Annotated in this window: 25 protein-coding genes and 1 pseudogene; 9 read left to right on the plus strand and 17 right to left on the minus strand. The window is 67.2% G+C overall.

The genetic code is table 11. The annotated features are described in order from the left end of the window. Nucleotides 1–3: 3 nt before the first annotated feature. The 5 genes from MLP_RS18245 to MLP_RS29550 all read right to left on the minus strand — a co-directional run bounded on the left by MLP_RS18245 (nt 4) and on the right by MLP_RS29550 (nt 3965). Nucleotides 4–870: a F510_1955 family glycosylhydrolase gene (locus MLP_RS18245; protein ID WP_013864634.1), complete on the minus strand. Its 867-nt coding sequence runs from the start codon at nt 868–870 to the stop codon at nt 4–6. 162 nt (nt 871–1032) lie between these two features. Then, nucleotides 1033–1476 (minus strand): DUF305 domain-containing protein, encoded by a 444-nt coding sequence (locus MLP_RS18250; RefSeq protein ID WP_197536437.1) that lies wholly within the window; start codon nt 1474–1476, stop codon nt 1033–1035. A gap of 294 nt (nt 1477–1770) precedes the next feature. Continuing rightward, on the minus strand, nt 1771–2292 hold the full coding sequence (locus MLP_RS18255) for a DUF6153 family protein (RefSeq protein WP_156821212.1): 522 nt from the start codon (nt 2290–2292) through the stop codon (nt 1771–1773). Between the two features lie 91 nt (nt 2293–2383). Beyond that, a complete protein-coding gene (locus MLP_RS18260) occupies nt 2384–2629 on the minus strand; it encodes a YHS domain-containing protein (RefSeq protein ID WP_013864637.1) in 246 nt (81 codons plus the stop codon). 235 nt (nt 2630–2864) lie between these two features. Beyond that, nucleotides 2865–3965: a DNA cytosine methyltransferase gene (locus MLP_RS29550; RefSeq protein WP_013864638.1), complete on the minus strand. Its 1101-nt coding sequence runs from the start codon at nt 3963–3965 to the stop codon at nt 2865–2867. Between the two features lie 14 nt (nt 3966–3979). Between MLP_RS29550 and MLP_RS28095 the strand changes: the two genes are divergently transcribed. Next, nucleotides 3980–4174: a hypothetical protein gene (locus MLP_RS28095; protein WP_156821213.1), complete on the plus strand. Its 195-nt coding sequence runs from the start codon at nt 3980–3982 to the stop codon at nt 4172–4174. Between the two features lie 119 nt (nt 4175–4293). Next, nucleotides 4294–7833 (plus strand): MobF family relaxase, encoded by a 3540-nt coding sequence (mobF, locus tag MLP_RS29035; RefSeq protein ID WP_231851336.1) that lies wholly within the window; start codon nt 4294–4296, stop codon nt 7831–7833. Between the two features lie 2 nt (nt 7834–7835). On the opposite strand, the gene MLP_RS18275 is transcribed toward mobF, so the two are convergent. From MLP_RS18275 to MLP_RS18295, 5 genes are all read right to left on the minus strand, one after another. After that, nucleotides 7836–8672 carry a helix-turn-helix transcriptional regulator gene (locus tag MLP_RS18275; protein ID WP_231851337.1) on the minus strand — a complete coding sequence of 279 codons (837 nt, stop codon included), beginning with the start codon at nt 8670–8672 and terminating at the stop codon, nt 7836–7838. A 198-nt stretch (nt 8673–8870) separates the two neighbouring features. Next, complete coding sequence (locus tag MLP_RS18280; protein ID WP_156821214.1) at nt 8871–10208, minus strand: replication-associated recombination protein A; 1338 nt, start codon at nt 10206–10208, stop codon at nt 8871–8873. Nucleotides 10209–10240: 32 nt separating this feature from the next. Then, nucleotides 10241–10615, minus strand: a complete 375-nt coding sequence (locus MLP_RS29555; RefSeq protein WP_013864642.1) for a DUF4186 domain-containing protein — start codon at nt 10613–10615, stop codon at nt 10241–10243. Next, nucleotides 10612–11094 carry a DUF488 domain-containing protein gene (locus MLP_RS18290; protein WP_013864643.1) on the minus strand — a complete coding sequence of 161 codons (483 nt, stop codon included), beginning with the start codon at nt 11092–11094 and terminating at the stop codon, nt 10612–10614. Before MLP_RS18290 ends, MLP_RS29555 begins: the two co-directional genes overlap by 4 nt. A 75-nt stretch (nt 11095–11169) precedes the next feature. Further along, nucleotides 11170–11565, minus strand: a complete 396-nt coding sequence (locus MLP_RS18295; protein ID WP_041790242.1) for a RidA family protein — start codon at nt 11563–11565, stop codon at nt 11170–11172. Between the two features lie 125 nt (nt 11566–11690). Here MLP_RS18295 and MLP_RS18300 point away from each other — a divergent pair, with 125 nt between their 5' ends. Next, the gene (locus tag MLP_RS18300; protein ID WP_013864645.1) at nt 11691–12668 is read left to right on the plus strand and encodes a helix-turn-helix transcriptional regulator; all 978 of its coding nucleotides are present in this window, start codon (nt 11691–11693) and stop codon (nt 12666–12668) included. A 12-nt stretch (nt 12669–12680) separates the two neighbouring features. Here the strand turns inward: MLP_RS18300 and MLP_RS28670 are convergent, their stop codons facing one another. Further along, on the minus strand, nt 12681–13301 hold the full coding sequence (locus MLP_RS28670) for a DNA-processing protein DprA (RefSeq protein WP_197536644.1): 621 nt from the start codon (nt 13299–13301) through the stop codon (nt 12681–12683). Next, nucleotides 13219–13668 carry an LOG family protein gene (locus tag MLP_RS28675; protein WP_197536439.1) on the minus strand — a complete coding sequence of 150 codons (450 nt, stop codon included), beginning with the start codon at nt 13666–13668 and terminating at the stop codon, nt 13219–13221. Before MLP_RS28675 ends, MLP_RS28670 begins: the two co-directional genes overlap by 83 nt. A gap of 218 nt (nt 13669–13886) precedes the next feature. Here MLP_RS28675 and MLP_RS18310 point away from each other — a divergent pair, with 218 nt between their 5' ends. Further along, complete coding sequence (locus MLP_RS18310; RefSeq protein WP_013864648.1) at nt 13887–14264, plus strand: hypothetical protein; 378 nt, start codon at nt 13887–13889, stop codon at nt 14262–14264. Next, nucleotides 14261–14503 carry a hypothetical protein gene (locus MLP_RS18315; RefSeq protein WP_013864649.1) on the plus strand — a complete coding sequence of 81 codons (243 nt, stop codon included), beginning with the start codon at nt 14261–14263 and terminating at the stop codon, nt 14501–14503. The genes MLP_RS18310 and MLP_RS18315 overlap by 4 nt, the downstream gene beginning before the upstream one ends. Before the next feature lie 52 nt (nt 14504–14555). Here MLP_RS18315 and MLP_RS29040 read toward each other — a convergent pair whose 3' ends face one another. From MLP_RS29040 to MLP_RS18340, 5 genes and pseudogenes are all read right to left on the minus strand, one after another. Beyond that, entirely contained in the window at nt 14556–14870 is a 315-nt protein-coding gene (locus MLP_RS29040; RefSeq protein WP_013864650.1) for a helix-turn-helix domain-containing protein, read from the minus strand. 115 nt (nt 14871–14985) lie between these two features. Beyond that, nucleotides 14986–15492, minus strand: coding sequence for a hypothetical protein (locus tag MLP_RS29045; RefSeq protein WP_013864651.1), 507 nt, complete (start codon nt 15490–15492; stop codon nt 14986–14988). Nucleotides 15493–15658: 166 nt separating this feature from the next. Beyond that, a pseudogene (locus tag MLP_RS29050) lies at nt 15659–15853 on the minus strand (recombinase family protein); the annotation flags it as partial. 179 nt (nt 15854–16032) lie between these two features. Then, nucleotides 16033–16365 carry a hypothetical protein gene (locus tag MLP_RS18335; protein ID WP_013864653.1) on the minus strand — a complete coding sequence of 111 codons (333 nt, stop codon included), beginning with the start codon at nt 16363–16365 and terminating at the stop codon, nt 16033–16035. Between the two features lie 10 nt (nt 16366–16375). Continuing rightward, nucleotides 16376–17257 carry a helix-turn-helix domain-containing protein gene (locus MLP_RS18340; RefSeq protein ID WP_013864654.1) on the minus strand — a complete coding sequence of 294 codons (882 nt, stop codon included), beginning with the start codon at nt 17255–17257 and terminating at the stop codon, nt 16376–16378. A gap of 188 nt (nt 17258–17445) precedes the next feature. Between MLP_RS18340 and MLP_RS18345 the strand changes: the two genes are divergently transcribed. The 4 genes from MLP_RS18345 (at nt 17446) to MLP_RS18360 (ending at nt 22379) form a co-directional block, all read left to right on the plus strand. Next, nucleotides 17446–18360, plus strand: coding sequence for an alpha/beta hydrolase (locus tag MLP_RS18345; protein ID WP_013864655.1), 915 nt, complete (start codon nt 17446–17448; stop codon nt 18358–18360). Between the two features lie 74 nt (nt 18361–18434). Next, entirely contained in the window at nt 18435–18827 is a 393-nt protein-coding gene (locus MLP_RS18350) for a DUF2255 family protein (RefSeq protein WP_013864656.1), read from the plus strand. Beyond that, on the plus strand, nt 18824–21415 hold the full coding sequence (locus MLP_RS18355) for a glycoside hydrolase family 3 protein (RefSeq protein ID WP_013864657.1): 2592 nt from the start codon (nt 18824–18826) through the stop codon (nt 21413–21415). Before MLP_RS18350 ends, MLP_RS18355 begins: the two co-directional genes overlap by 4 nt. Nucleotides 21416–21431: 16 nt before the next feature. Further along, complete coding sequence (locus MLP_RS18360; RefSeq protein WP_013864658.1) at nt 21432–22379, plus strand: zinc-binding dehydrogenase; 948 nt, start codon at nt 21432–21434, stop codon at nt 22377–22379. Nucleotides 22380–22721 lie beyond the last annotated feature (342 nt).

Below are 22721 nucleotides of genomic sequence, written 5' to 3' on the forward strand. Positions count from 1 at the left end.
GCCCTACAGGGCGGGCAGGATGGTGGTGGCCTGGTCGCCGTCGAGGGCGACGATGCCGCGGTCGTCCACGAGATGGACGACACCTGACGGGGCAAGACCGAGGGCTGCGACGGTCCCCTGCGCGGTACCGATCGGTGTCCACGCCGCCTGGCCGCTGCGCCGCCAGAGCTGCCCATCGGTATCGACACCGACCAGTTCGTTTCCGGCCGCATCGAGCAGATACAGCGTGGGTGCATCAGCAACCAGTCCGAAGGCGGCAGCGTTGTCGTCGCTGGCGAACAGCCCGCTTTGGGTGGCCACATAGATCACGCCGTCTGCGGTGACCGCAAGATCAGCGGCGGTTATCTCGCTGCCAGCCATCCAGGTGCTGCCGGAGTCGCCGCTGATCTGTACCACGGGACTGCTCGACCCGATCCCGTACACCTGCCCATCGGGACCGGCGGTCAGGACGTGGAAGTCCTCCTCGCCCGTGAACGCGAGCGGCTCCCAGCTCTGCCCGCCGTCCTCGCTGCGGATGATGCCAAGATTCGGTGACCCCAACTCCGAAGGCGTGTCCATGCCGGGATGCCCGGAAGCGATCAGCACGCCGTCCGTGACGGTCAGGCCCATCACGTCGAAGTCGTAGCCACCCAACGGACCTTCCACAGAGCCTTCGGCATCGACCCGGTACAGGCCCATATGGGTAGCGACCAGGATCGTGGCACCGGCCTCGGGCACCACCGCATGGATGTGCCCGAACGCGACCGGAGTCTGCGCCGCCGGAGACGGCGTGGAGAAGGTGCCACAACCAGCAAGCACAGTGACAGCAGCTACGGCGGCAGCGAGCGCGACGAGCGCGCGGCAAGGTGAGGAACGAAGACGAGAGAACATCAAAGGGGGCCTTCCGGGAGAGCAGGACGACGACAGATACGGCCGATGGGTAGGCGAAGGGAGCCGGCCGCGAAGCGCACCGGTGTCAAGAGCAGCGGCAGGACGGTGGGGAGCCCGCACCATGGGTGGTCGGGCTCCCACGCCCGCTCCTGTCGAGGACGGCTAGAGGCTGTCCAGAATCTCTTGCATCGTGGTGACCTCGGCCTTCTGGCCGTCGATGACCTGCTGCGCCAGTTCCAGCACATCCGGGTTCTGCCCGTTGGACAGCTCCATCTCGGCCATCATGATCGCGCCGTTGTGGTGCTCGATCATTCCTTGCAGGAACAGTCGGGTCGCCTCGACGCCGGTCGCAGACTCCAACGCGGTCATGTCCTCCTCGGACATCATGCCGCCGCCGTGGTCCATGCCGTCCATGCCGCCCATGGACGGGTCGGGTGAGGGCAGACCCCACTCCTGCAGCCAGCCCTGCATGGTCTCGATCTCGGGCCCCTGGGCGTCCTTGATCTGCTGAGCCAGCGTCACCACCCGCTCATCGATCCCGTCTTTGCCGAGGATCAGATCAGCCATCTCGATGGCCTGCTGATGGTGCGGGATCATCATCGTCACGAACATCTCGTCCGCAGCGTTGAAGTCTCCGCTAGCCTCCGACGAGGAGGGGCTGGAACTTGACGAGCCGTGATCCATCCCGGGCATCCCGCCGGGGTCGTTATTCTGCCCGCAACCGGCGAGCACCAGAGTCGTAATGAGCGCGGTCGAAGCCAGCGCAGCCATGCGCATACGCATGATGAAGTTGTCCTTTCGTCAGTCGAATGAAGAGTCGCGGTCCATCCACACCCCGGTCGGGGCATGACAGACAGGCATCACCCGAACCCGATGGTCCGTGGGACGCCACAGCGCAACTCAGGTGCGACTGATCGAAAGAACGATGAGAGAAGGCGGACGCGCGCGTGGCAGCACCGCGCCCCCCAGCAGCGGCAACGCGCGAACAGCAAGCAGCCGCGTCAGCCACCCGCGGCCCAGTAGCCTGGGAGCGAGCAGGAGGACCAAGCCGATCAGGAGCGCGATCACGCACCCCAGCATCAGCATCGAATGGCTCGGTGCCGGTTCCCCGCACCCATCACAGTGCGTCTCACCGGCTGCGGCGGCATCGCTCGTGTTGGAGCCGGCCATCTGATCCGCTACAGGGGCCGACATGGCCTCGTCCGGACCCGCCTTGGCAGCGATGTGTTCGGTCTCGATCGTCAGGGTCGGGGAGGTATGCCCCATCGGGCCGGACATGCTCAGAACGTGCATCGCGAACAGCCCAGCGATCACCATCATCAGCAGGCCGAACACGAGCAGGCCAGGACGACGAGGCGACCCGCCGGTCATCACCGAGCGAAGAGCACCCATCGCCGTCCTCCTTTCGACCTCCGAGTCCATAAGCCTCACGGTTTGCATGATCGTTGCTCACTACGGTAAAGCATCGCGCCACGAAGCCACCTGAGCGCCCGTGGCGGCGATGCTCAACCGGTCAGGCGGCGTGCGCGTATCGCGCGGGGTCGGCGTCCCACAGCGGGCCGCATCCGGCGCAGCAGAACCAGTACCGCTTGCCCTCGTAATCCCGGTACAGGCCCTGCTGCTCAGCCCGCTCCGGGTCCACCAGATTGTTCGGCATCACCGGACACCGCACCAAGTTCTCCGCGTCCGGTGCCGGGTGATGGTGATGAGGGTGAGACTGCGCCTCGTGCCCATCGTGATGATGATCGTGACTCGACATGCTCCACGTCCTCTCTAACGATGTTCCGCTGCCGTGATTCTGCGCCGACGTCGTAGCTGACGTTGCGCGACTACCTCCAACAATACCCCATAGGGGTATACTGACATCGGCTGCACCCCCATCCCATCGATCGATCCGATGCCGACACGCACATCGTCGAGCAATGCTGCTCAAAGGCCCGCTCCGATGCAGCCATGTCGCGGCTGGGCGGGTGCTCATCGCCCGCCGTCGTTCATCAAGTCATCGACAGCGCCAAGGCAGCCGAGGCTTGAAGCGGAACGACCCCGTTGCCGAGGGCGGTGATCTGCTGGTTCTGCGTCAGTCCGTGGTCGGGGTCAGTGACCCATCTGGCCGGGAGCCCCATGATCCATTCCACGAACTCGGGTGCTGGTCGTGGCCCTTCGCCTTCGTTCAGGAGGTTCAAGAGTGCGGGGGCTGGTGCTTCCCGTCCGGTGATGTGTTCCCATCGGGCGATGGCTCCGGCGTAGCGTCCCCAGCGGTGAAGATGCCGTCGATCAGGTGCCACAGCGTCTCCGGCTCGGCTTGCTTGCTCGGCGAGCCATCCGGTCCGTGAAGCGCAAAGTCGATGAGCTGATGGCTCAACGTGATAGTGCCCCGCCGAGCCCGAACTTGATCGACCGTCTCCCCTCCGCGCTTGGCATCCGTCGCTACCGGTGTCCGGAAGAATGCGGTGGGCGAGGATGAAGACTCGGAAGCGGGGATGTGGTGCGCCGATGGCGGAAGCGGGTAGCCCGATCCATCGTGCATCCATCCCGAGGTCGGCCAGGTCTCCGAGAACGGCGCCGGCCGCCCGGAGAGGTCGAGCTGCGTTGTCTCCCAAACCCCACGGGTCGAGTTCCAGGTTGCGAAGGGTTGCAGGGTCGGGGGTTGCATCGTCGGGGTCGCGGTGCTCATCGTCGTCTCCTTCCAAGGGTGTGCGGACGGCCATCGTGGAGAGCAGGCCGCGCACGTTCTCGATGACGACCAGCTCGGGTTGAAGAACGTCGATCGCGGCTGCCATGTGTGTCCAGAGGCCGGATCGTGTGCCGGGCGCGAGGCCGGCACGTCGGCCGGCGACCGATACTTCTTGACAGGGGAATCCACCACAGAGCACATCGACGGGTTCGACGTCGCGCCAGTCGATGGTGGTGATGTCGCCGAGGTTCGGGGCGTCAGGCCAGTGGTGGGAGAAGATGCGGGCGACGTGCTTGTTGATTTCGGAGAACCAGATCGTCTCCGCCCCGAGGGCGTGTTCGATAGCGAGGTCGAGCCCGCCGTACCCAGAGAAGAGCGATCCGACTCTGAGTGGGCGGTCGTGCTGAGTGGGGTCGTGCATGAGGGCTCCGGCCGATGGGTGATCCCCGACCGGACTCTGTAAGGGAAGTCGTCGCCGGGCTGGTCATCCGGCAGGTGCACCACCGTCCCGAACTGCCATCCGTCGATCAGCGGCACGCCGCGACGATCCCCGCCCCGCGCACCTTCGAGAACCGCGACGTTGGCTCCGCGCCAACTCGCTCCCCGCCGGAGTCGCCCGGCCCCACCTGAGCCACCACACGTCTTTCTGTAGAGGCGCAACCGCGCGTTGACGCGGCCGAGAGCGGCGGGGTCCGGCTCACCTTGCGGGCACGGAAGGGAGGCTGCTGGTGACGGTTTCGATGCGCGTGATGACGGCCGGGGATGGTTACAAGTACCTGCTCCGCTCGGTCGCGGCCGGTGACGGTGACCGCTCCCTCTCGACGCCGTTGACGCGCTACTACGCCGAGGCGGGGAACCCGCCCGGGTTCTGGATCGGCCAGGGCCTCGCCGCTCTCGGGCACGGCGAGCTGACGACCGGCTCGGAGGTGTCGGAGGCGCAGCTCGAGCTGCTGATCGGGTCGGGTCGTGATCCGATCACTGGTGACCCGCTCGGCAAGGCGTACCCGACGTTCGCGCCCGTGGCCGACCGGATCGAACGCCGCATCAAAGCCCTCGACGCCGAGTTGGGGCCGGCGGCGCGGGCGGTCGAGACGGCACGGATCGAGGCCGAGGAAATCGAGCGTGGAACGCGGCGTGCGGTGGCGGGGTTCGACTTCACGTTCTCGGTGCCCAAGAGCGTGTCGGCGTTGTGGGCGGTCGCCGACGCCGGGACGCAAGCGTTGATCGCGGACGCGCATCATGCGGCGGTTGCAGAGCTGGTTGCGTTCATTGAAGGCGAGGTTGCAGTCACTCGCACCGGCGCGGACGGCCCCGAGGGCACGGTTGCGCACGTCGATGTCCTCGGCGTCGCCGCAACCGCGTTCGATCACTACGACTCCCGGGCGGGCGATCCGCAGTTGCATACCCACGTCGTCATCAGCAACAAGGTCAAGACCGCCCAAGACGGCAAGTGGCGCGCCCTCGCCGGCAGGCCGATGCACGCCGCGGTCGTCGCGGTCTCCGAGCTCTACAACGCCGCCCTGGCCGACCAGCTCACCCGGACTCTCGGCATCGAGTGGGAGAGCCGCGACCGGGGACGGGACCGCAACCCCGCCTGGGAACTCGTCGGCGTCACCGAAGAACTGATCGGTGAGTTCTCCACCCGGTCACATCACATCGAGGCTGAGAAAGAACGCCTCATCGCCGAGTACGTCGCCACGCACGGCCGGCAGCCCTCCGCGCGGATCGTGTTGAAGCTGCGCGCCCAAGCGACCCTGGCGACCCGGCCGGAGAAGCACATCCACTCGCTCGCAGACCTGACCCGCCAATGGCGAGAACGCGCCGGCCGGGTGCTCGGGCAGGACGCGACCGGCTGGGCACGCACCCTCACCCGCCAGGCAGCGGACGCACCGGCGCGGGTATTGCGGGCCGATGACGTGCCGCTGGATGTCGTGCGCGAGGTCGGGCTGTCGGTGATGGCGGTCGTAAGTGAGAAGCGGTCGACGTGGATGCGCTGGAACCTGCACGCCGAAGCCTCCCGGCAGATGATGGGCTGGCGGTTCGGCACGATGCTGGATCGGGAGGCGATCACCGGGCTCGTAGTCGATGCCGCCGAACAAGCCTCGCTGCGCCTGACCCCTCCCGAACTCGCGTCCAGCCCGGTGCAGTTCCGCCGATCTGATGGCACCTCACGGTTCCGGCCACACGCCTCGGTCCTGTTCTCATCCGAAGCCCTGCTCGCCGCCGAAGACCGACTCCTTGCCCGCGCCGACACTCTCGCGGGGCCGGTGGTGGGTTTGGAGACGGTCGAGCAGATCACCAGCCGTCCCGACCCAAGGGGCCGGATGCTCGGTGAGGATCAAGCCGCAGCCCTCGCGGCGATCGCCGTCTCTGGCCGCACCCTCGACGTACTGGTCGGCCCCGCCGGCGCAGGCAAGACCACCGCCATGAACGCGCTCCGCCGAGCATGGGAGAAGGAGCATGGCCCCGGTTCCGTGGTCGGACTCGCCCCGTCCGCCGTCGCCGCGCAGGTCCTCGCGGACGATCTGGGGGTCGTCACGGAGAACACGGCGAAATGGTGGCAGAACCACCTCATGCACGGCACCACGTTTGAGGCCGGCCAGCTCATCATCATCGACGAGGCATCCCTGGCCGGCACCGCCTCTCTCGACCGCATCACCGCCGAAGCCGAGCAAGCCGGCGCGAAGACGCTGCTGGTTGGTGACTGGGGGCAACTCCAATCGGTCGACGCCGGCGGCGCGTTCTCGATGCTCGTCCACGCCCGCGACGACACCCCCGAACTACTCGACATCCACCGCTTCACCCACCGGTGGGAGAAGACCACCTCCCTCCAGCTCCGCCACGGCCGGCCCGAGGCGATCGACACCCTCATCGACCACGACCGCATCACCGGCGGCGAACAGGAAGCCATGATCGATGCCGCCTATGGCGCGTGGCGGCACGACCTCGCCGCCGGGCGGGCGTCGATCCTCGTCGCCGAGACCCACGAGACCGTCACCGCCCTCAACGCCCGCGCACGAGCTGACAGGATCATTGACGGCACCGTGCACGGCACCCGTGAAGTCGGGCTGCATGACGGCACCGCCGTATCGGAAGGCGATCTGGTCATCACTCGCCACAACGACCGCCGCCTCCGCAACGGCCGCTCCTGGGTCCGTAACGGCGACCGCTGGACCGTCGCCGGCGTCCACGCGGACGGGTCGGTCAGCATCCGCCCGGTCGGCCGCCGGCGCCGTGGCGGGATCGTCCTGCCCGCTGACTACGTGGCCGAACACCTCGACCTCGGCTACGCGATCACCGCCCACCGAGCGCAAGGCGTGACCACCGACACCGCGCACGTCATCGCCACCGCGACCACGACGCGGGAGAACTTCTACGTCGCCATGACCCGCGGCGCTGACGGCAACTACGCCTACGTGGTTCTCGATCGGCCCGACGACAGCCATGGGGTGCCGCACCCCAGCGACAACCCAGACGCCACCGCCCGATCGGTGCTCTACGGTGTGATCCAGCACATCGGCGCCGAACTCTCCGCGCACGAGACGATCACCGCCGAGCACGAACGGTGGAGCAACATCGGCCAGCTCGCTGCCGAGTACGAAACCATCGCCCAAGCCGCCCAACACGACCGCTGGGGCGCCCTCCTTGCCGCCGCCGGACTCGCGAGTGCGCAGGTCGATGCTGTGCTCGACTCTGACGCCTACCCGGCCCTGTCGGCCGAGCTTCGGCACGCCGAAGCCAACCACCACGACCTCGACACCCTGCTGCCGCGTCTCATCGCCGCGCGGGGGCTGGGCGATGCGGACGACATCGCTTCGGTGATCCACGCCCGCGTCGCCCGCGCCACGGCCCGGCCTGCCGGGTCCGGCCGCACACGCAAACCGCCTCGGCTCATCGCCGGCCTCATCCCATACGCGCACGGGCCGATGGCCGACGACATGCGCCAAGCGCTGGACGAGCGCCATGAGCTGATCGAGGCCCGCGCCGACGCCGTGCTCACGGGCGCGCTTACCGACAAGGCACTGTGGACAGCCCAACTCGGCCCGGCGCCGAAGGACGCGAAGCAGCGGAGGGCTTGGCGGCGCGCGGCCGTCATCGTTGCGGCGTACCGGGACCGCTACCAGATCACCGACGACCGAAGCCCGCTCGGCCCCGCACCGCAGAGCACCCGGCAGAAGATCGACGCCGCCCGCGCCCGCGCTGCCCTCGATCGCGCACGCGCCATCACGGACGAGACGCAGCCCGAACCTGCGAGGTCGGCCACCACGCGCCCCGCGCGAACCCTCTGAGTTCAGCCCGTCTGCTGTGCAGCGTGCCGGCGGCTGATGGCCCGATACTTGCTCGGCGTGACGCCGACGCTGCGCCGGAACTGCCGTGCCGCGAAGTCGGGGTCATGCCACCCGACAGCATGGGCGATCGCCGCGATTGAAATCTCGGTGGATCGCAACAGCCCGGCCATCTGCTCGGTACGCAGCATCGTCAGATACGCGATTGGTGACTTCCCGAACGCCTCCACGAATACCCGACCCACCTGCGACTTCGACACATGCAACTCGTCGGCCAGATCGCCTACCGACCAGTGCCGAACCGGATCGGCCCGCAACAACTCCGCGCCCCGCCGGGCCTCACTACGGATCGGCGCAAACCGGCGATGCCGGGGCTGGGTCGGCCAGCCCGTCGCTCGTTGCGTGGAGGACGTGCGGATCGGTGAGGTCTTGATGAACGGGAAGATGACATGGGCGATGGAGAACCACAGCGCCTGCATCCGGTGAAAGTTCTCGACGGGCCGCGCCTCGATACTCAGAGCGACCAGCTCGTCCAGCCACGGCATCAACTGACCCGCCCGATCCTCGCCAAGACGGAGAATCTGCGCCGGCTCGGTATAGATCGTTGCGGCGAACTCCAGTGCATCGAGTCGGTCTTGCAGGAAGCCGACATGCTGCCAGAACACCTGGTCGATCACATAGTCGGTGTCTGCATAGATCGTCGTCACCGTGATGCGACCTTCGGGCTCGCTGCCGCAGAGAGTGTTCGCGCCCAGCACGATCACGTCGCCGACCTTGACGGGCTTCTGGCCGAACTCGCTGAACAGGATCGCGGAGCCATCCCTGACGACGATGATCTTCACGCAGTCGTAGGCGAGTGGCCCGACCGGGCGATGCACTGTTCGTGTGTTGGCGATAATCGGTGCGAAGGCACAGGGGATTTCCACGCACCTGTCGCGCGATGGGATGGCCATATCGCACTAGCCACGGCCGTGCCCGTAGGAAGCCGACTGTTCGACACCGAGGACATGACCGCCTCTCCGGCGTCGGCGAGCTGGCACTTACATCCCCTTGGTGATCCGCTGAATCTTGTCGAGTCGGTCGCGTACGGCGTGCTCGTTGCCGCGGTCCGTGGGTTGGTAGTAGGAGCGATCTGCCAGTTGGTCGGGAAGGTATTGCTGACGAAGCACGCCTCGGGGATCGTTATGTGGCGACTTGTAGCCCTTGCCGGGGCCGAGCAGTGTGGCGCCACGGTTGTGCGAGTGTCGTAGGTGAATCGGCACGACGCCGAACCCGCCTCGACGTACGTCAGAAATGGCGGCGTCGATAGCGGCGATCACGGTGTTCGACTTGGGAGCTGTCGCGATGTAGATGGTGGCCTCAGCCAACGGGATTCTTGCTTCGGGCCAGCCGATCAACTGGGCCGCTTCGGCGGCGGCGACTGCGATCAGAAGCGCCTGAGGGTCCGCCATTCCAACGTCCTCTGCGGCGTGTACAACGAGCCTGCGGGCGATGAAGCGCGGGTCTTCGCCTGCCTCGATCATGCGGGCGAGATAGTGGATCGCAGCGTCCGGGTCCGATCCGCGCATCGACTTGATGAAGGCGCTGGTCACGTTATGGTGCTCGTCCCCGTCGCGGTCGTAGCGCAGCAGCGCACGGTCAACGGATGCTGCTACGACTTCAACCGTCACGACCGGCTTGGCCGCCGATTCAGTGGCCTTGTCGGCGGCTACGGTCGCAGCAGCGGCTTCTAACGCAGTCAGCGCACGCCGGGCATCGCCCGAAGCAAGTTGGATCAAGACTTCGCGCGCATCGTCGGCCACTTCGATGCTGCCTGCCATGCCCCGGTCATCGGTGATGGCCCGTGACAAGAGCGCGCGCAGTTCGTCGTCCGCCAGGGGCTCCAACGTAAGGAGAAGCGAGCGCGAGAGCAGCGGGCTGACGACCGAAAAGGATGGGTTCTCCGTAGTCGCGGCGACCAACGTCACCCACCCGTTCTCTACGCCCGGCAGCAAGGCATCTTGCTGAGACTTGGTGAACCGATGGATTTCGTCTAGGAATAGCACCGTTGAAGTGCCATAGAGGTCGAGGTCGGCCTGGGCTCGTTCCATCGCTGCACGAACCTCTCTGACCCCGGAGCTGACTGCGGACAGCTCGATGAATGATCGCCCACTGGAATGAGCGATGGCTTGAGCGAGCGTGGTCTTGCCGGTTCCCGGCGGTCCCCACAAGATCACCGACACCGCGCCGGCGCCGTCAGCAGAAGCGAGTACCCGCAACGGTGAACCGCTCTGCAATAGATGCTGCTGTCCTACAACCTCGTCAAGCGAGCGTGGGCGCATCCGAACCGCAAGCGGCATGTTGATCGCTATGGGAAGTCTGTTCACAGTTGGTTTCATCTTTCGGGTGGGCGGTCTCGGCTTCATGCGTTCTACGGCGGTGGCCGATGTGGGGCGTACTGGTTCTGAATCCACCGGCAGATCGCTTCCACGACGTAGGAGCGTTCGGAGTGATCGAGCGGACGGCCAGCGGGGATGTCATGCCAGCGGGCCAGGCAGGTGCGGCAGCAGGTTGCCGTGGCGTGCTGGGCGACGAAGACAGGGTGGCCACGATATGGCGTCTGCTTACCGTCGTTGCGAGGATTGGCGGGGGCGAGCCGTGCCCGGATCAACTCGTCGGCGTGTTTGCGAACTACTGCTAGACCACGAAGGTCAACAACGGCTTTGTCTCTGCCTTGCAGCCGGAACTTGGCTCGGAAGTGGTGCCGGCCGATTCGCTCCAGCCTCCTGTCGAGTGCGTCGGTCATGGCCGGAGGTGCTGGATGGAGAGTCCGTGTTCTTCGGCAAACCGCTGCGCGATGAGAGAGCGGTGGCACGCTTCGGGGTCACGTTCAACGCAGAGCAGTGCTGCGGTGATTCCAGTCGGCAGCGACTCAGCGATTGTCGTCAGGTCGGCGTGATCGAGTATCTCGGCCGTGTAGCGGCGTGTGTACTCGACGGCAAGCTCGCGCCGGTTGCGCTTCCCGACTCCCTGACGATGGTCCTCCGCGTATTGAAGATGCCGAAGCTCGGTCGTTGGTGCGAGTTCACGGCGGTGCTGGTACTCGATACGGGCATGGGAGAGGGCTCCTTGGAGGCGGAGCGAGTTGGCCCAGGCGTACTCGGGCCCGCGGACGCCGCGCCGCTGGCGAACGTCGATCAGAACTGTGACTTCGGCTCCCTCCAGTCGTTGCAGGAACGAGTCGGCGTTGAAGCCGTAGACACCGATGGTCTTGATCGTGGGCATAGGGGTTCTCCTTTCCGCCCTGCTGCTCGCGCCGGTGAGGGCTGGCGCGAGCAGCAGTAGAGCGGCGTGGTCGCGCTACGCGACGGCAGTTCCTTCGAGTTCGACCATCTGGCCAGGGATCGCAAGCCGGGTGACTCCGAGCATCGTGGTCGTCGGCGCGACTTCGGCAGCACCCAGTCGACCGGCGAGGACCCCGTAGTGCGGGAACAGCGCGTCGACGTCGGTGGTGTAGACGTTCAGGCGGACGAGGTTCGCCAGCGACATGCCCGCCTCCGCGAGCACGGCTTCGAGATTGTCCACGGCAAGCGCGAGCTGCGCGGCGATGTCACCATCGTGCTCGGGCCGACCATCCTTGCTCATCGCGGTCTGCCCCGAGATGTACAGGGTGCGCGACTGCCCGGAGACCACCTCGCCTTGGTTGAACCCCATCTCCAGCGACCAGGTCACCGGGTTGACTGCTGAACGTTCCATTGCCACTCCAATCGTTGCGACTGTGAGCGCCCGGCTGCCGTTTGCTGCCGTCCTCGACGCCCACAAGACCAGCCTTCCAACCAATCACGACACCCTGTGTCATGTTTTTTGGTAAGAATGGAGACATGCGTGCGGATCGGTTGGTCTCGCTGGTGCTGCTGCTGCGCCAGCGCGGTCGGATGACCGCCGAAGACCTCGCAGGAGAGCTGGAAGTGTCCACGCGCACGGTGCTCCGCGACATCGAGGCGCTGTCCACCGCAGGAGTGCCGGTCTACGCTGATCGCGGCAGGCACGGTGGGTTCTCGCTACTGCCGGGGTTCCGCACCGAACTGACCGGGCTGAACCACGATGAAGCCCTCGCGCTGTTGACGGCAGGGTCAGGCCGCGGAGAACAGGTGTTCGGACTCAGTTCGGCGCTGGCATCCGCGATGCGCAAGGTCGTCGACGCTCTGCCCGACGGTCACCGAGCCAGCCTGGACGATGCCGCCCGGCGCTTCCTGGTCGAGCCCGAGACCGACCTCCTCTCCCGCAAGCTCGTCACCGAGGACGTTCCTCCCGCCGTCATGCGCGAGGTCCGCCAAGCAGTCCTCGTCGGACATCGACTGCGTTTCGACTACGCCGCCCCCGACAAAGAGCCCCGGTCGCATACTGTCGATCCGATCGGGCTGGTCACCGTCCGCGACCGCACCTATCTGCTAGCGACCAAGCACGGAGACAGCCGAACCTACCGACTCTCGCGGATGCTAAGCGCCGAAGAACTACCGGAAGCCGCCGAGCGTCCCGAACAGGTCGACCTTGACCGCATCTGGGCTGAGCGGACTGCGCAGTTCCTCTCCGAGAACCACATTCCCGTGCTCGTCCGCGTCAACCCGTCCCGGCGAGAAGAACTGCTCAGCAGTGCCCGCGCCGTTCGGGCCGAGGAACTCGAAGCTGATGGCTGGGTGCGGCTGGAAGTGATGTTCGAGGACTTGCGGCACGCAGTCTGGGCCATCTGGCAACTCGACACCAACGCGGACGTGCTGGCCCCCGACTCGCTGCGAACAGCCCTTCGCGACCGCGCAACCATTCTGGCCACGCGCTACTCGCAGGAAGTTGGTCCGTAGCGAACTCTCGGCTCACATAGAGAGGCCAGAACCCCCAGGGGTCGCGTGACGAAAGTCGCGGCCAATCACCGATCGTGTAACGCTCCGATCGGCCCTCTCGTCTGCGTCGAGCAGGGCGATGACATCGCTGGCCTGACTGACGACGGACGCGACCCCTTGCTTGATGAGTTGGTTTGGGCCGTTGCTGACGGCGCTGGTCACGGGGCCGGGTACTGCGCCGATGCTCCGGCCGAGGTCGTGCGCGGCGCGCACAGTCGCAAGCGACCCAGACCGCACGCCCGCCTCCGGGATCACCACGCCGCCCGAAAGTGCGGCCATCAGCCGGCTCCGTGAGATGAACCTCTCCCGCGTCGGTGTGGTGCCCGGTGGGAGCTCACTCACCAGGAGGCCGGTGTCGCCGATCCGATCCAGCAGTTCGGTGTGTGCGGCTGGGTAGCGGCGATCCAAGCCCGTTGCCAGGACAGCGATCGTCTGTCCGCCGGCGGCGAGCACGCCCCGGTGCGCCGCACTGTCGATGCCGTACGCGCCGCCGGCGATGACCACCCGTTCCTCATCGGCCAGACCCGCCGCAAGTTCGCTGGTGACGTGTTCGCCGTAGTGGGTGGACGCGCGAGCACCGGTGATCGTTCCGATCGCTCAGCGCCGTCGCTAGGAACGACGACGCGCCCTGCGTCCACAGCACATAAGGGGCGCGGTCGCCCAGGTCGTCCAGCCCGGCGGGCCACTCTCGATCCGCCGGGATCAGCGTGCCGAACCCGTACTGCTCGGCCTCGGCCACGCGCTCCATCAGGTCGGGCGCGATCCGTGCCCGCAGGCGCTCACGCCACAACAGAACGTCGGCACGCCCCAGCCCCGTCACGTAGTGATCGGACTCCACCAGGCTCAGCGTCGCAACGCCGCCGTGGCGACCCAGGATGTATCCGGTCGTCAGATCGTCCGGCTCAGCGAGCATCGACAGCACAATCCGCGCCATCCGTTCGCCCTGCACCTGCTCCGCCAACGTCGCCATGATCGGTGTCCTTCCACTCCAAGGTCACCGACGAGGTGCACCGCCGAGTGCCACCGATAGGGGTTCCCTTCGTCGCAGCTCAGACGTACAGTTGAGGACGAGGCAGGTTCTCAACTCTGCGGGTCCTTCGGGACGGCCCCTCGTGGGCACTCACTCATAGCTGCCTCAGCGGTCAGCTGCGCCGTTGCTATGACAAGACGAGGCCCGACATGACTCAGTTCGCACTCTCCACGATTTTCAGCATCCGCTACCGGCTGCTCAGGTACGCGCCGACCAACATCCTGTTGATCCGCACCCACGGTCGTCATGGACTCAGGTGGTTCCTGCTCGCCGTCGGCTTGGCCGCGATGTTCTTCTACGCCGCCGCGATCTGCACCACGATCCTCAACCACGACGGCCCTGGCTGGCTCAACGCGCTGGTGATCCTGTTCACCTGGAACGGTTTCAAGATGCTTCGGATCGACCCGGTGACGCTTGTGCTTCGGCGGTACATCCGCGTGACCCGGCCTGACCGACGCGCGAGCACCGACGTGCACCGCGAGGAAGCACAGGCTCATGAGGTCGAGACGGCGGGAGCGTCCCGATGAGCGCCGGCGAAGTCGATCGCTCAGACGACTCGGCCACGACGAGCAAGCCACGCAAGACCCCGCCTGCGCGGATGCGCAACTACCGCATCGTGGCCGAACCGCGCACCGAGCCGGACCTACACAAGCTCGCTCAGCTCTTCATTGGCATGGCCCTCGCACGCACCGATGCCGAACGTCAGGAGCGACGCGATGCCGCCGCGCCACCTCGACAAGAGCCGCCCCAGGATGTCGGCAACTGAGGTTGGCAACAGGAAGGCCACCGGGAACTCTCCCCGGTGGCCTTCATCTGCTTCACGCGCTAATCGCGGATGCCTCGACCAGCGCACGCCGCACGGCCTTGCGATCCACGCCCATGCTCTGCGCGATCGCCCTCATCGAGACACCGCCGAGGTGGAGGCGCACGGCCTCGGCCGCTTCATCGACCCCGAGCCCCGGACGACGACGCCCGACGCGGCGCCGGGTCAGATGAGCCGACACCGTGGCGCGATGCACGCCGTACCTGTCAGCCAGCTCGTTGACCGTCGCGCCGTCGAGATAGTCGTCTACGAGTCGGTCGACCTCGGAGGCGGTGAGAAAGGTTTGAAGATTCTCAATCCTCCGAACCACGGTGCCCCGAGAGTCCTGCGTCGGGGCGGTTTCCGGGCGCTGAGACACCCTGTAGACGCCCCGCTTCCAGCGTGTGACCAGGGTCTTCGTGCGCGGGGTAAGGTTTGCGAACGTACTACGCAGGGACCCCATGTGGGCGAGGTTCAAACTTTCGACCAAGGAACCACCCTCGGTCCGGGTTTGAACCTCGCTCTTCTTCTTGGCCTCGGCCGCCCAGGTCAGCGCGTTGCCTTGCACCCCCGGATCGCACAGCGTCGTAGGGCCGCTGGTAGGCGACCTGGGGTTCGCCGTCCTCGTCAATCGAGATAGCGGTGAAGAACGCCTGGTTGCACAGCCGCCGGTTGGCGTCGTCGCAGCCGCGATAGATGTCTGCGGCGTGTGCGAGCAGGCCGAGCGAGTCGTCCAGGTTGGCGCGGGCCGCGGCGTATTCGTCGTGGTGGGCGGCGATCCGGTTGTTGATCGCGTCCAGCTCGGCGTAGTGGGCTTGCAGCAGCTTGACCCGCTCGTCGTCCAGCCGGTCGCGGTCGGTCGTCAGTCGAGCCAGTTCCTTGGTCTCCGATGCCATGAGCCGGTCGAACTCCGCGTGCAGCATCCCGGCCAGGCCCTGTCGGGGTCTCGCCACCGACTTGGATCGTCTCGTACAGCCCTTCGATCAGGCGCTCTACGTCCTCGATCAGCATGGCCTGACGGGTGCAGTCGCTCTTGCGGCCGTGGCGTCCCCGAAGGCGTCTGTCGATGTTCTCGCTGGCCGACACCAGCATCACGCCGGCGTCGCGGAGAGCGAGGTGGATGGTCACGTCGTCGGCGCGGTTGCGGGCCAGCCGATCGACCTTGTGGACGATGCAGTAGTTGACCTGATGCTCGGTGACGTACCGGATCATCCGCATCAGCTCGGGCCGGTCCGCCTTGCGCGCGGACTCCCCGGCGCCCACGAACTCGGCCACGATGGTCGCGCCGATCTGGTCGGCATTGACGATGGTCATGGGCTCTCCTCCGCAGTTGGTGGTCCAATGCGTCCACCGCAGAGTGCGTCAACTGCGAATGTTGATCGTGAGAAGAGCCCGAAGGCTGTAGGACATGACCGCGAACGGCCAAGTAGATTGCCCCGCCGAGACGGCGAGGTAGGACCGCGACATCCGCCTCTACGACGGACGCCTTCTTTCTACGGCGCGAGTCCGGTGGCGCGGATCATCGCCGTCTGCGGTGACTCGCAGCCCCGGATCGGTGACCACCGCATCCCGGCGGGTAGGCCCTCGGCCAAGTGCTGCGGGTCGAAGATCGCCACCGGGCCGATCCGGCGGCGGACGCGCATGGTCGCGGTGAGGTCATCCGGCCGAGTCGAGATCACCATGACGGCACCGGATGCGTCGAGGATCGCCGGGATCACCAGATGCAGCCCCTTCCCGCGATGGACACCCAGGTCAGCACGGCGGCGAGCAGCCAGACCGGGGCGGTGTAGGCCCGCAGCATCCAGCAGGTGCGCTGACACGCTCACTCGGCGAGCGTCAGGGTTGTGTAGGGATCGTCGTCAGAGCCAGGGCTGCCAGCAGTTGGAGCCGTTCCGCTGTGGGAGAGGCGGGTTCGGCGATGTAGGCGGACAGTGCGATCGACGGGCTGGAGTCGAGGGTGAGTTCCTCGAACCCGAGGACGAGGTCGCCGACCTCGCGATGATGGAGGGCCTTGCTGCCGGCGCGATGCTTGCCGACGTCGTGGGCGCCCCAACGGATACGGAAGTCCTCGCTTCGCGTGGAGAGCTCCCCGACAAGGGCGGTAAGACGTGATTCGTGCGGAGTGGTCGCGGCCTGGGCCCGCAGCATTCGCACGACGGTAGCCGCGGTGTCGTCGAGGTCGGCGTAGAACTCCCCGGCCGCGGGGTCGAGGAACACGAACGAGGCCAAGTTGGGCGGCGCGGCCGCGGATCTCCTGGTCGGGCTGTCGTAGACGACGGAGAACAGTGCTCGGCCCAGCGGGTTCGCGGCCAGGATGTCCAGGCACCCGTTGTGCGCGATGACCGGCGTGGTGTTCATGGAGTCGATGAGCAGCTGCGCCTGCCGCGGAACCGTCGAGGACGGCTTGGCCCGCTTGCGGGCGCGGGCGGGTCGGCGGACCGCGCGGGCGAGATCGTAGAGGTAGGCGGTCTCGTCGTCGGTCATGTGCAGAGCACGGGCGACGGCATCGAGGACCTCGTCGGAGACGCCGGTGAGGTCGCCCTTTTCGATCCGGGTGTAGTAGTCGACTGAGACCCCGGAGAGTATGGCGACCTCCTCGCGGCGAAGACCTGGCACGCGGCGGACGTCGCTGCCTGTGGGCAGGCCGGCCATGTCCGGGGTTATTTTCGCGCGGCGGGTGGACAGGAAGTCCCGCACGTTCTCGTCCTTCGTCGTCACATCTCGAGCCTACGAACGTCTGCTGACCAGAGCCAGGCTCTGCGGGAACCCCGGAGAGCTTGGCTCGGGCAGTGGGGGGTTCCAACGGAACCTTCCGCGGCTGTCGGACGCATTCCACGATGGAACTGTTCGGTGCGACGGGGATCGCCAAACGCGGCCCATGCACAGACCCGAAGCGAAGGAGAACCATGAGCGAGAACATCGACATCAAGACCTTGAATGGCTATGGCACCACGCTGGCTGCTGTCATCAACTTTCCGCCGGACTTCGACACGTCGAAGGCTTATCCGGCCATCGTCGTCTCCCACCCTGGCGGCGGTGTGAAGGAGCAGACTGCGGGCCTGTATGCAGGCAAGCTCGCCGACGCCGGGTTCGTGACAGTCGCCTACGACGCCTCGTTCCAAGGCGCGAGCACCGGCGAGCCCCGTCAGTTGGAGAACCCCCACATCCGCACCGAGGACGTGTCCGCGGTCGTGGACTACCTGACCACCCTCGACTACGTCGACACCGACCGGATCGGCGCGATGGGCATCTGCGCCGGCGCCGGCTACACCGCCAACGCCGCGATCAACGACCCCCGCATCAAGGCTGTGGGAACGGTCAGCATGGTCAACATCGGTCAGATGTTCCGCAACGGCTGGACCAACGACGTCGCCGACGCCGATGCGGCTCCCGTCCTGCAGATGGGCGCGGACGCGCGCACCGCCGACGCCGCGGGCAAGGACAACCCGTTCCCGCTGGCCCCGCTGAAGGAGGAGGACGCCCCGAACGAGGAGCTGCGCCAGGCGTGGGAGTACTACCACACGCCCCGTTGCGAGCACCCCAACGCGCCGGGCTTCATGACCGCGCGGAGCCTGTCGCAGATCCTCAGCTACGACGCCTTCCACAAGGCCGAGGCGTTCCTGACCCAGCCGCTGCTCGTGATCGCGGGCAGCGAGGCCGGATCGAAGTGGATGAGCGACGACCTCCACCAACGGGCCGCGAGCACCGACAAGTCCTTCCACATCGTGGAGGGCGCGAACCACATGGAGCTCTACGACGGCGAGAAGGAAGTCGCCGAGGCCGTCAGCAAGCTCGGCCCCTTCTTCACCGACAGGCTCTGAGCCGGGCATCCAACCTGCCGCCCCGTGTCGATGTTGCGGGGCGGCACGGCCGCATCGAATCGAAGGACGCAATCATGGCTTCCTGGACCCAGGACGAGCTGGACCGCATCAACGCCGAGACCTACTTCACCGTCGGAGCGACGCTGCCCGACGGCACCACCCCGAAGACCGTCGACATCTGGTCGGTGCCGGTGGGGATGCGGATCTTCATCCGCTCCTTCAACGGAACGCAAGGCAAGTGGTACGGACCCGCGCTGGAGACCGGTCGCGGCCGCGTATCGGCCGGAGGCGTGGAGAAGAACGTGCGATTCGTGCCCGTCGCCTCCGATGACGAAGAGACGAATCAAGCCGTCGACGCCTCCTTCCTCGACAAGTACGCCGATAGCCCGTACTCAGTGACGATGTCCACCGAGCCCGTGCGACGAAACACCCTCGAAGTCATCCCCGAAGACGAGGCGAGCCGATGAGCGAGCGTCCCTGGATGGACGCCGAGCTGTCCGCCGATCGACGCGCGTCGCTTCTCCTGGAGGAGATGACCAGCGAGGAGAAGGTGGCGCTGATGACCGGCGACGTCCTGGAGGGCGTCGAGGGCTTCAGCAACGCGGGCATCGACCGCCTCGGCATCCCGCCGCTGCGCATGGCGGATGCCGGCAGCGGCCTGCGCCGGCCCGCGGGGTACTCGGCCGCGACCGCGATGCCGGCGCCGATCGCGCTCGCCGCGACGTGGGATGCCGACCTGGGAACCCCCTACGGCTACGTCGTCGGCGAGGAGTCGTTCCTGCTGCGCCACAACGTCATGCTCGGCCCGAACGCCGACCTCTCCCGCGTGCCGTGGTCCGGACGCATCGGCGAGACCGTCGGGGAAGACCCGGTGCTCGTGTGCGAGATGACCATGAAGGTGCCCGCCGCGGTGCAGCGCCCGGGTGTGCTGTGCTGTTACAAGCACCCGCTGGCCTACAACCAGGAGACCAACCGCGGCGGGGGCGGCAACTCGATCCTCGACGAGCGCACGATCCGCGAGGTGTACGCGCCGCCGTTCGACGCCGCGATCCGCGCCGGCGCCGTCTCGCTGATGTCGTCGTTCAACAAGATCAACGGCGTGTACGCGAACGAGAACGACGACATGCAGAACAAGCTGCTGCGGGATGCCTTCGGCTTCGCCGGCTTCCTGATGTCGGACTACCTCGCCAACCACAGCCTCTCCCCGGGCGCGGGCCTGGACATGGAGGAGCCCGGGCACCCCGTCGAGCCCACCTACTACGGGCCGCATCTGCTGTGGGCCGTGCAGAACGGGTCGATCAGCAAGTCGGTGCTCGACCGGGCGTGCCAGCGCATCCTGTGGGCGATGTTCGTCACCGGCCTGTTCGACACGCCGTTGCCCGAAGTCGACCAGCCGGTCCCCTACGCCGAGCACGCGACCATCGCGCGGGAGATCGAAGAGGCCGCGATCACGCTGCTGCGCAACGAGGGCGGGGTGCCGCCGCTGGGCGCGGTGCACTCGATCGCCGTCATCGGCGCCGACACCGACCGACCGGCCCGGGTGGGAGGCTCCAGCTTCGTGACGATCCCGGCCGACTCCGTCGGTATCCTGCGCGGCATCGCCGAGCGCGCCCCCGAGGGCGTCGAGGTGCGTTCGGCACCGGGCACCGACCCGATCGCGTCGGGTGACGGCATCTTCCTCGGCGCGCAGCCGATCGCCTCTGCCTTCCAGTCTCCGCCCGGCCAGCCCGGCGTCAAGGGCGTGCGCATCGAGTACTGCGAGAACGACGAACTGAGCGGCGAGCCGGTCGAGGACCGTGTCGAGCCCGACACCACCGTCAACGTGTTCGTGTTCAACATGTTCCACGACATGGGCCGGGTCGGGCCCCCGCTGTCGGCCCGGTCGCTGCGTTCCACCGGCATCCTCACCGTCCCCTACCGTTTCACGCTGTCCGGGCTCGGCGTGGCGAAGCTCTGGATCGACGACGTCGAAGCCGCGCGGTTCGACTCGCCGTGGGCGCACACCACCGTCGAGACCGCCGAGTACACGCTCGAGGCCGGCACGACGCTCTCGCTCCGCGTGGAGGTGCGCTCGACGGGCGGGCGCGCCGGCGGCGTCGAGCCGTGTGCCGTGCAGCTGGGCTGGACGCACCCCGACGACGTCGCCAGCCCCGACATCGCCGCCGCCGCGGAGCTCGCCCGCGAGTCGGACGTCGCGGTCGTCTTCGTGCGGACGATGGAGTGCGAGCAGCAGGACTCCGCGACGCTGTCGCTGGCCCGCAATCAGGACGCGATGGTCCAGGCCGTCGCCGCCGCCAACCCGAACACCGTCGTGGTGATCGGCTCCGGCACACCGGTGCTCACACCGTGGACGCCGGATGTGGCCGCCGTGCTGCAGAGCTACATGGGCGGGCAGGAACAGGGGCACGCGATCGCGCGCGTGCTGTTCGGCGACGTGAACCCCTCGGGCAAGCTCCCCTACACGATGGCGCGGAGCGAAGACCAGTACGAGACGATCGGCGTCGCCAACCCCGTGCGCAACGAGTGGAACCGCGACGTCGAGTACACCGAGGGCCTGTTCATCGGCTACCGCGGTTTCGAGAAGCACGGGCTCACGCCGCAGTTCCCGTTCGGGCACGGGCTGTCGTACACGCGGTTCGGCTACGACTCGCTGACCGTCGAGCCCGAGGTCTCCGACGGCACGGCGCCCGTCGTGCTCCGGTTCACTCTGACGAACACGGGTGAGCGGGCGGGCGCGGAGGTGGCGCAGGCGTACCTGTCGGTCCCCGAAGGCCACGACGAGCCCGCCAAGAAGCTCGTCGGCTTCGCGAAGGTGCCGCTCGAGCCCGGCGAGTCCCGCGAGGTGGAGCTCGTCATCGATCCGCTGAGCCCCGCGCATCCGCTGTCGATGTGGGATGCCGGAGCGCACCTGTGGCGCACGATCAGCGGCACCTACACGGTGCGGATCGGCGCATCGTCGCAGGACCTGCGGCTCAGCGCGACGTTCGAAGTGCGTGCGAAAGAGGCGCCGACCGCGGGCAGCGATGGCGCGATGTACCACCTCACCGACACCTGAGAGACAGGACAGGCACATGAAGGCATGGCAGTACGTCGGCGATGGCGAGCCCATCACGCTGAACGAGGTTCCCGAGCCCGTCGCCGGTCCCGGCGAGGTGGTGCTCGACGTGAAGGCCGCGGGGGTGTGCCACACCGACGTGGGACACGTCGACGGCGTCATCAGCTACCTGCTGCACGCGGCCGAAGGCGAGGCGCGCACGATGGGGCACGAGATCGCGGGCATCGTCCGTGAGGTCGGCGAGGGCGTGACCGATCGTCGGGTCGGCGACCGGGTGGTCGTGCGTGCCGCGCCGGAGGGACCCGGCACCGAGCGCGACGGCGGATTCGCGCCGCTCGTCTCGGTGCAGCAGGAGCTGCTCGTGCCGCTGCCCGACGGCGTGCCGTGGGACCAGGCCGCGGTGGCCACCGACGGCGGGATGACCTCGTACCACGCCGTCGGCGCCCGCGCCGAGGCGTCCCCCGGGCTCAAGCTCGGGCTCATCGGCTACGGCGGGCTGGGCAGCCTCGGCGTGCAGACCGCCCTGGGCCGCGGCGCCGTCGTCTATGTCGCCGAGGTCCGTGAGGATCGCTTCCCCGAGATCCTCGCCGCCGGCGTCACCGACGTCGCCACCTCGGTCGATGCCTTCGCCGACGTCGGGCTCGACGCGATCGTCGACTTCGCCGGCTTCGGCACGACCACGGCGCAGGCCATCAAGACGGTCCGCGGCGGCGGGCGCGTCGTGCTGGTGGGCCTCGGCGCGCAGTTCGCGACGATCGACAGCTCCGACCTCGTCATGCGTCAGATCGAGCTCGTCGGCTCGATGGGCGGCGACAACGAGGACGTCGCGCAGGTGCTGCAGCTCATGCTCGACGGCAAGCTCGTCGCCGATACGGCCCCGGTCACGTTCGACAAGCTCGGCGACGCGGTCGATCGCCTCCGCGACGGCACGAACGTGGGCCGGGCGGTCATCCTGTTCGACTGACGCGCACGAGCGCGTGGGGTATCGCGACTGCGCCTACGTCCCTTCCTCCTAGGGAGGAGCAGGCTCGGCACGACGTGAGATGTAGATCCGGTTGTCAAAGTGGGACGGCCGAGTATGTATGCGAAGTCCGACAGCGCCTCCATCCATCACGACCGCGAACAGCGCCTGATCGACCCGGCGGCGCCGCTCCAACAGTCTCGCCGGTAGATCCGAGCCATCGGAGAGAGCGGGTTCGTCCCCGTCGCCTTCACGAGCACGCCGCATGGTTGATGTAAATAATTCTTGACACTCTTCGCTGGTCGCACTACGGTGGCCGTGTCAAGAATTTTTAACATCTGGAGA

The organism is Microlunatus phosphovorus NM-1 (assembly GCF_000270245.1).
Taxonomy (GTDB): Bacteria; Actinomycetota; Actinomycetes; order Propionibacteriales; family Propionibacteriaceae; genus Microlunatus; species Microlunatus phosphovorus.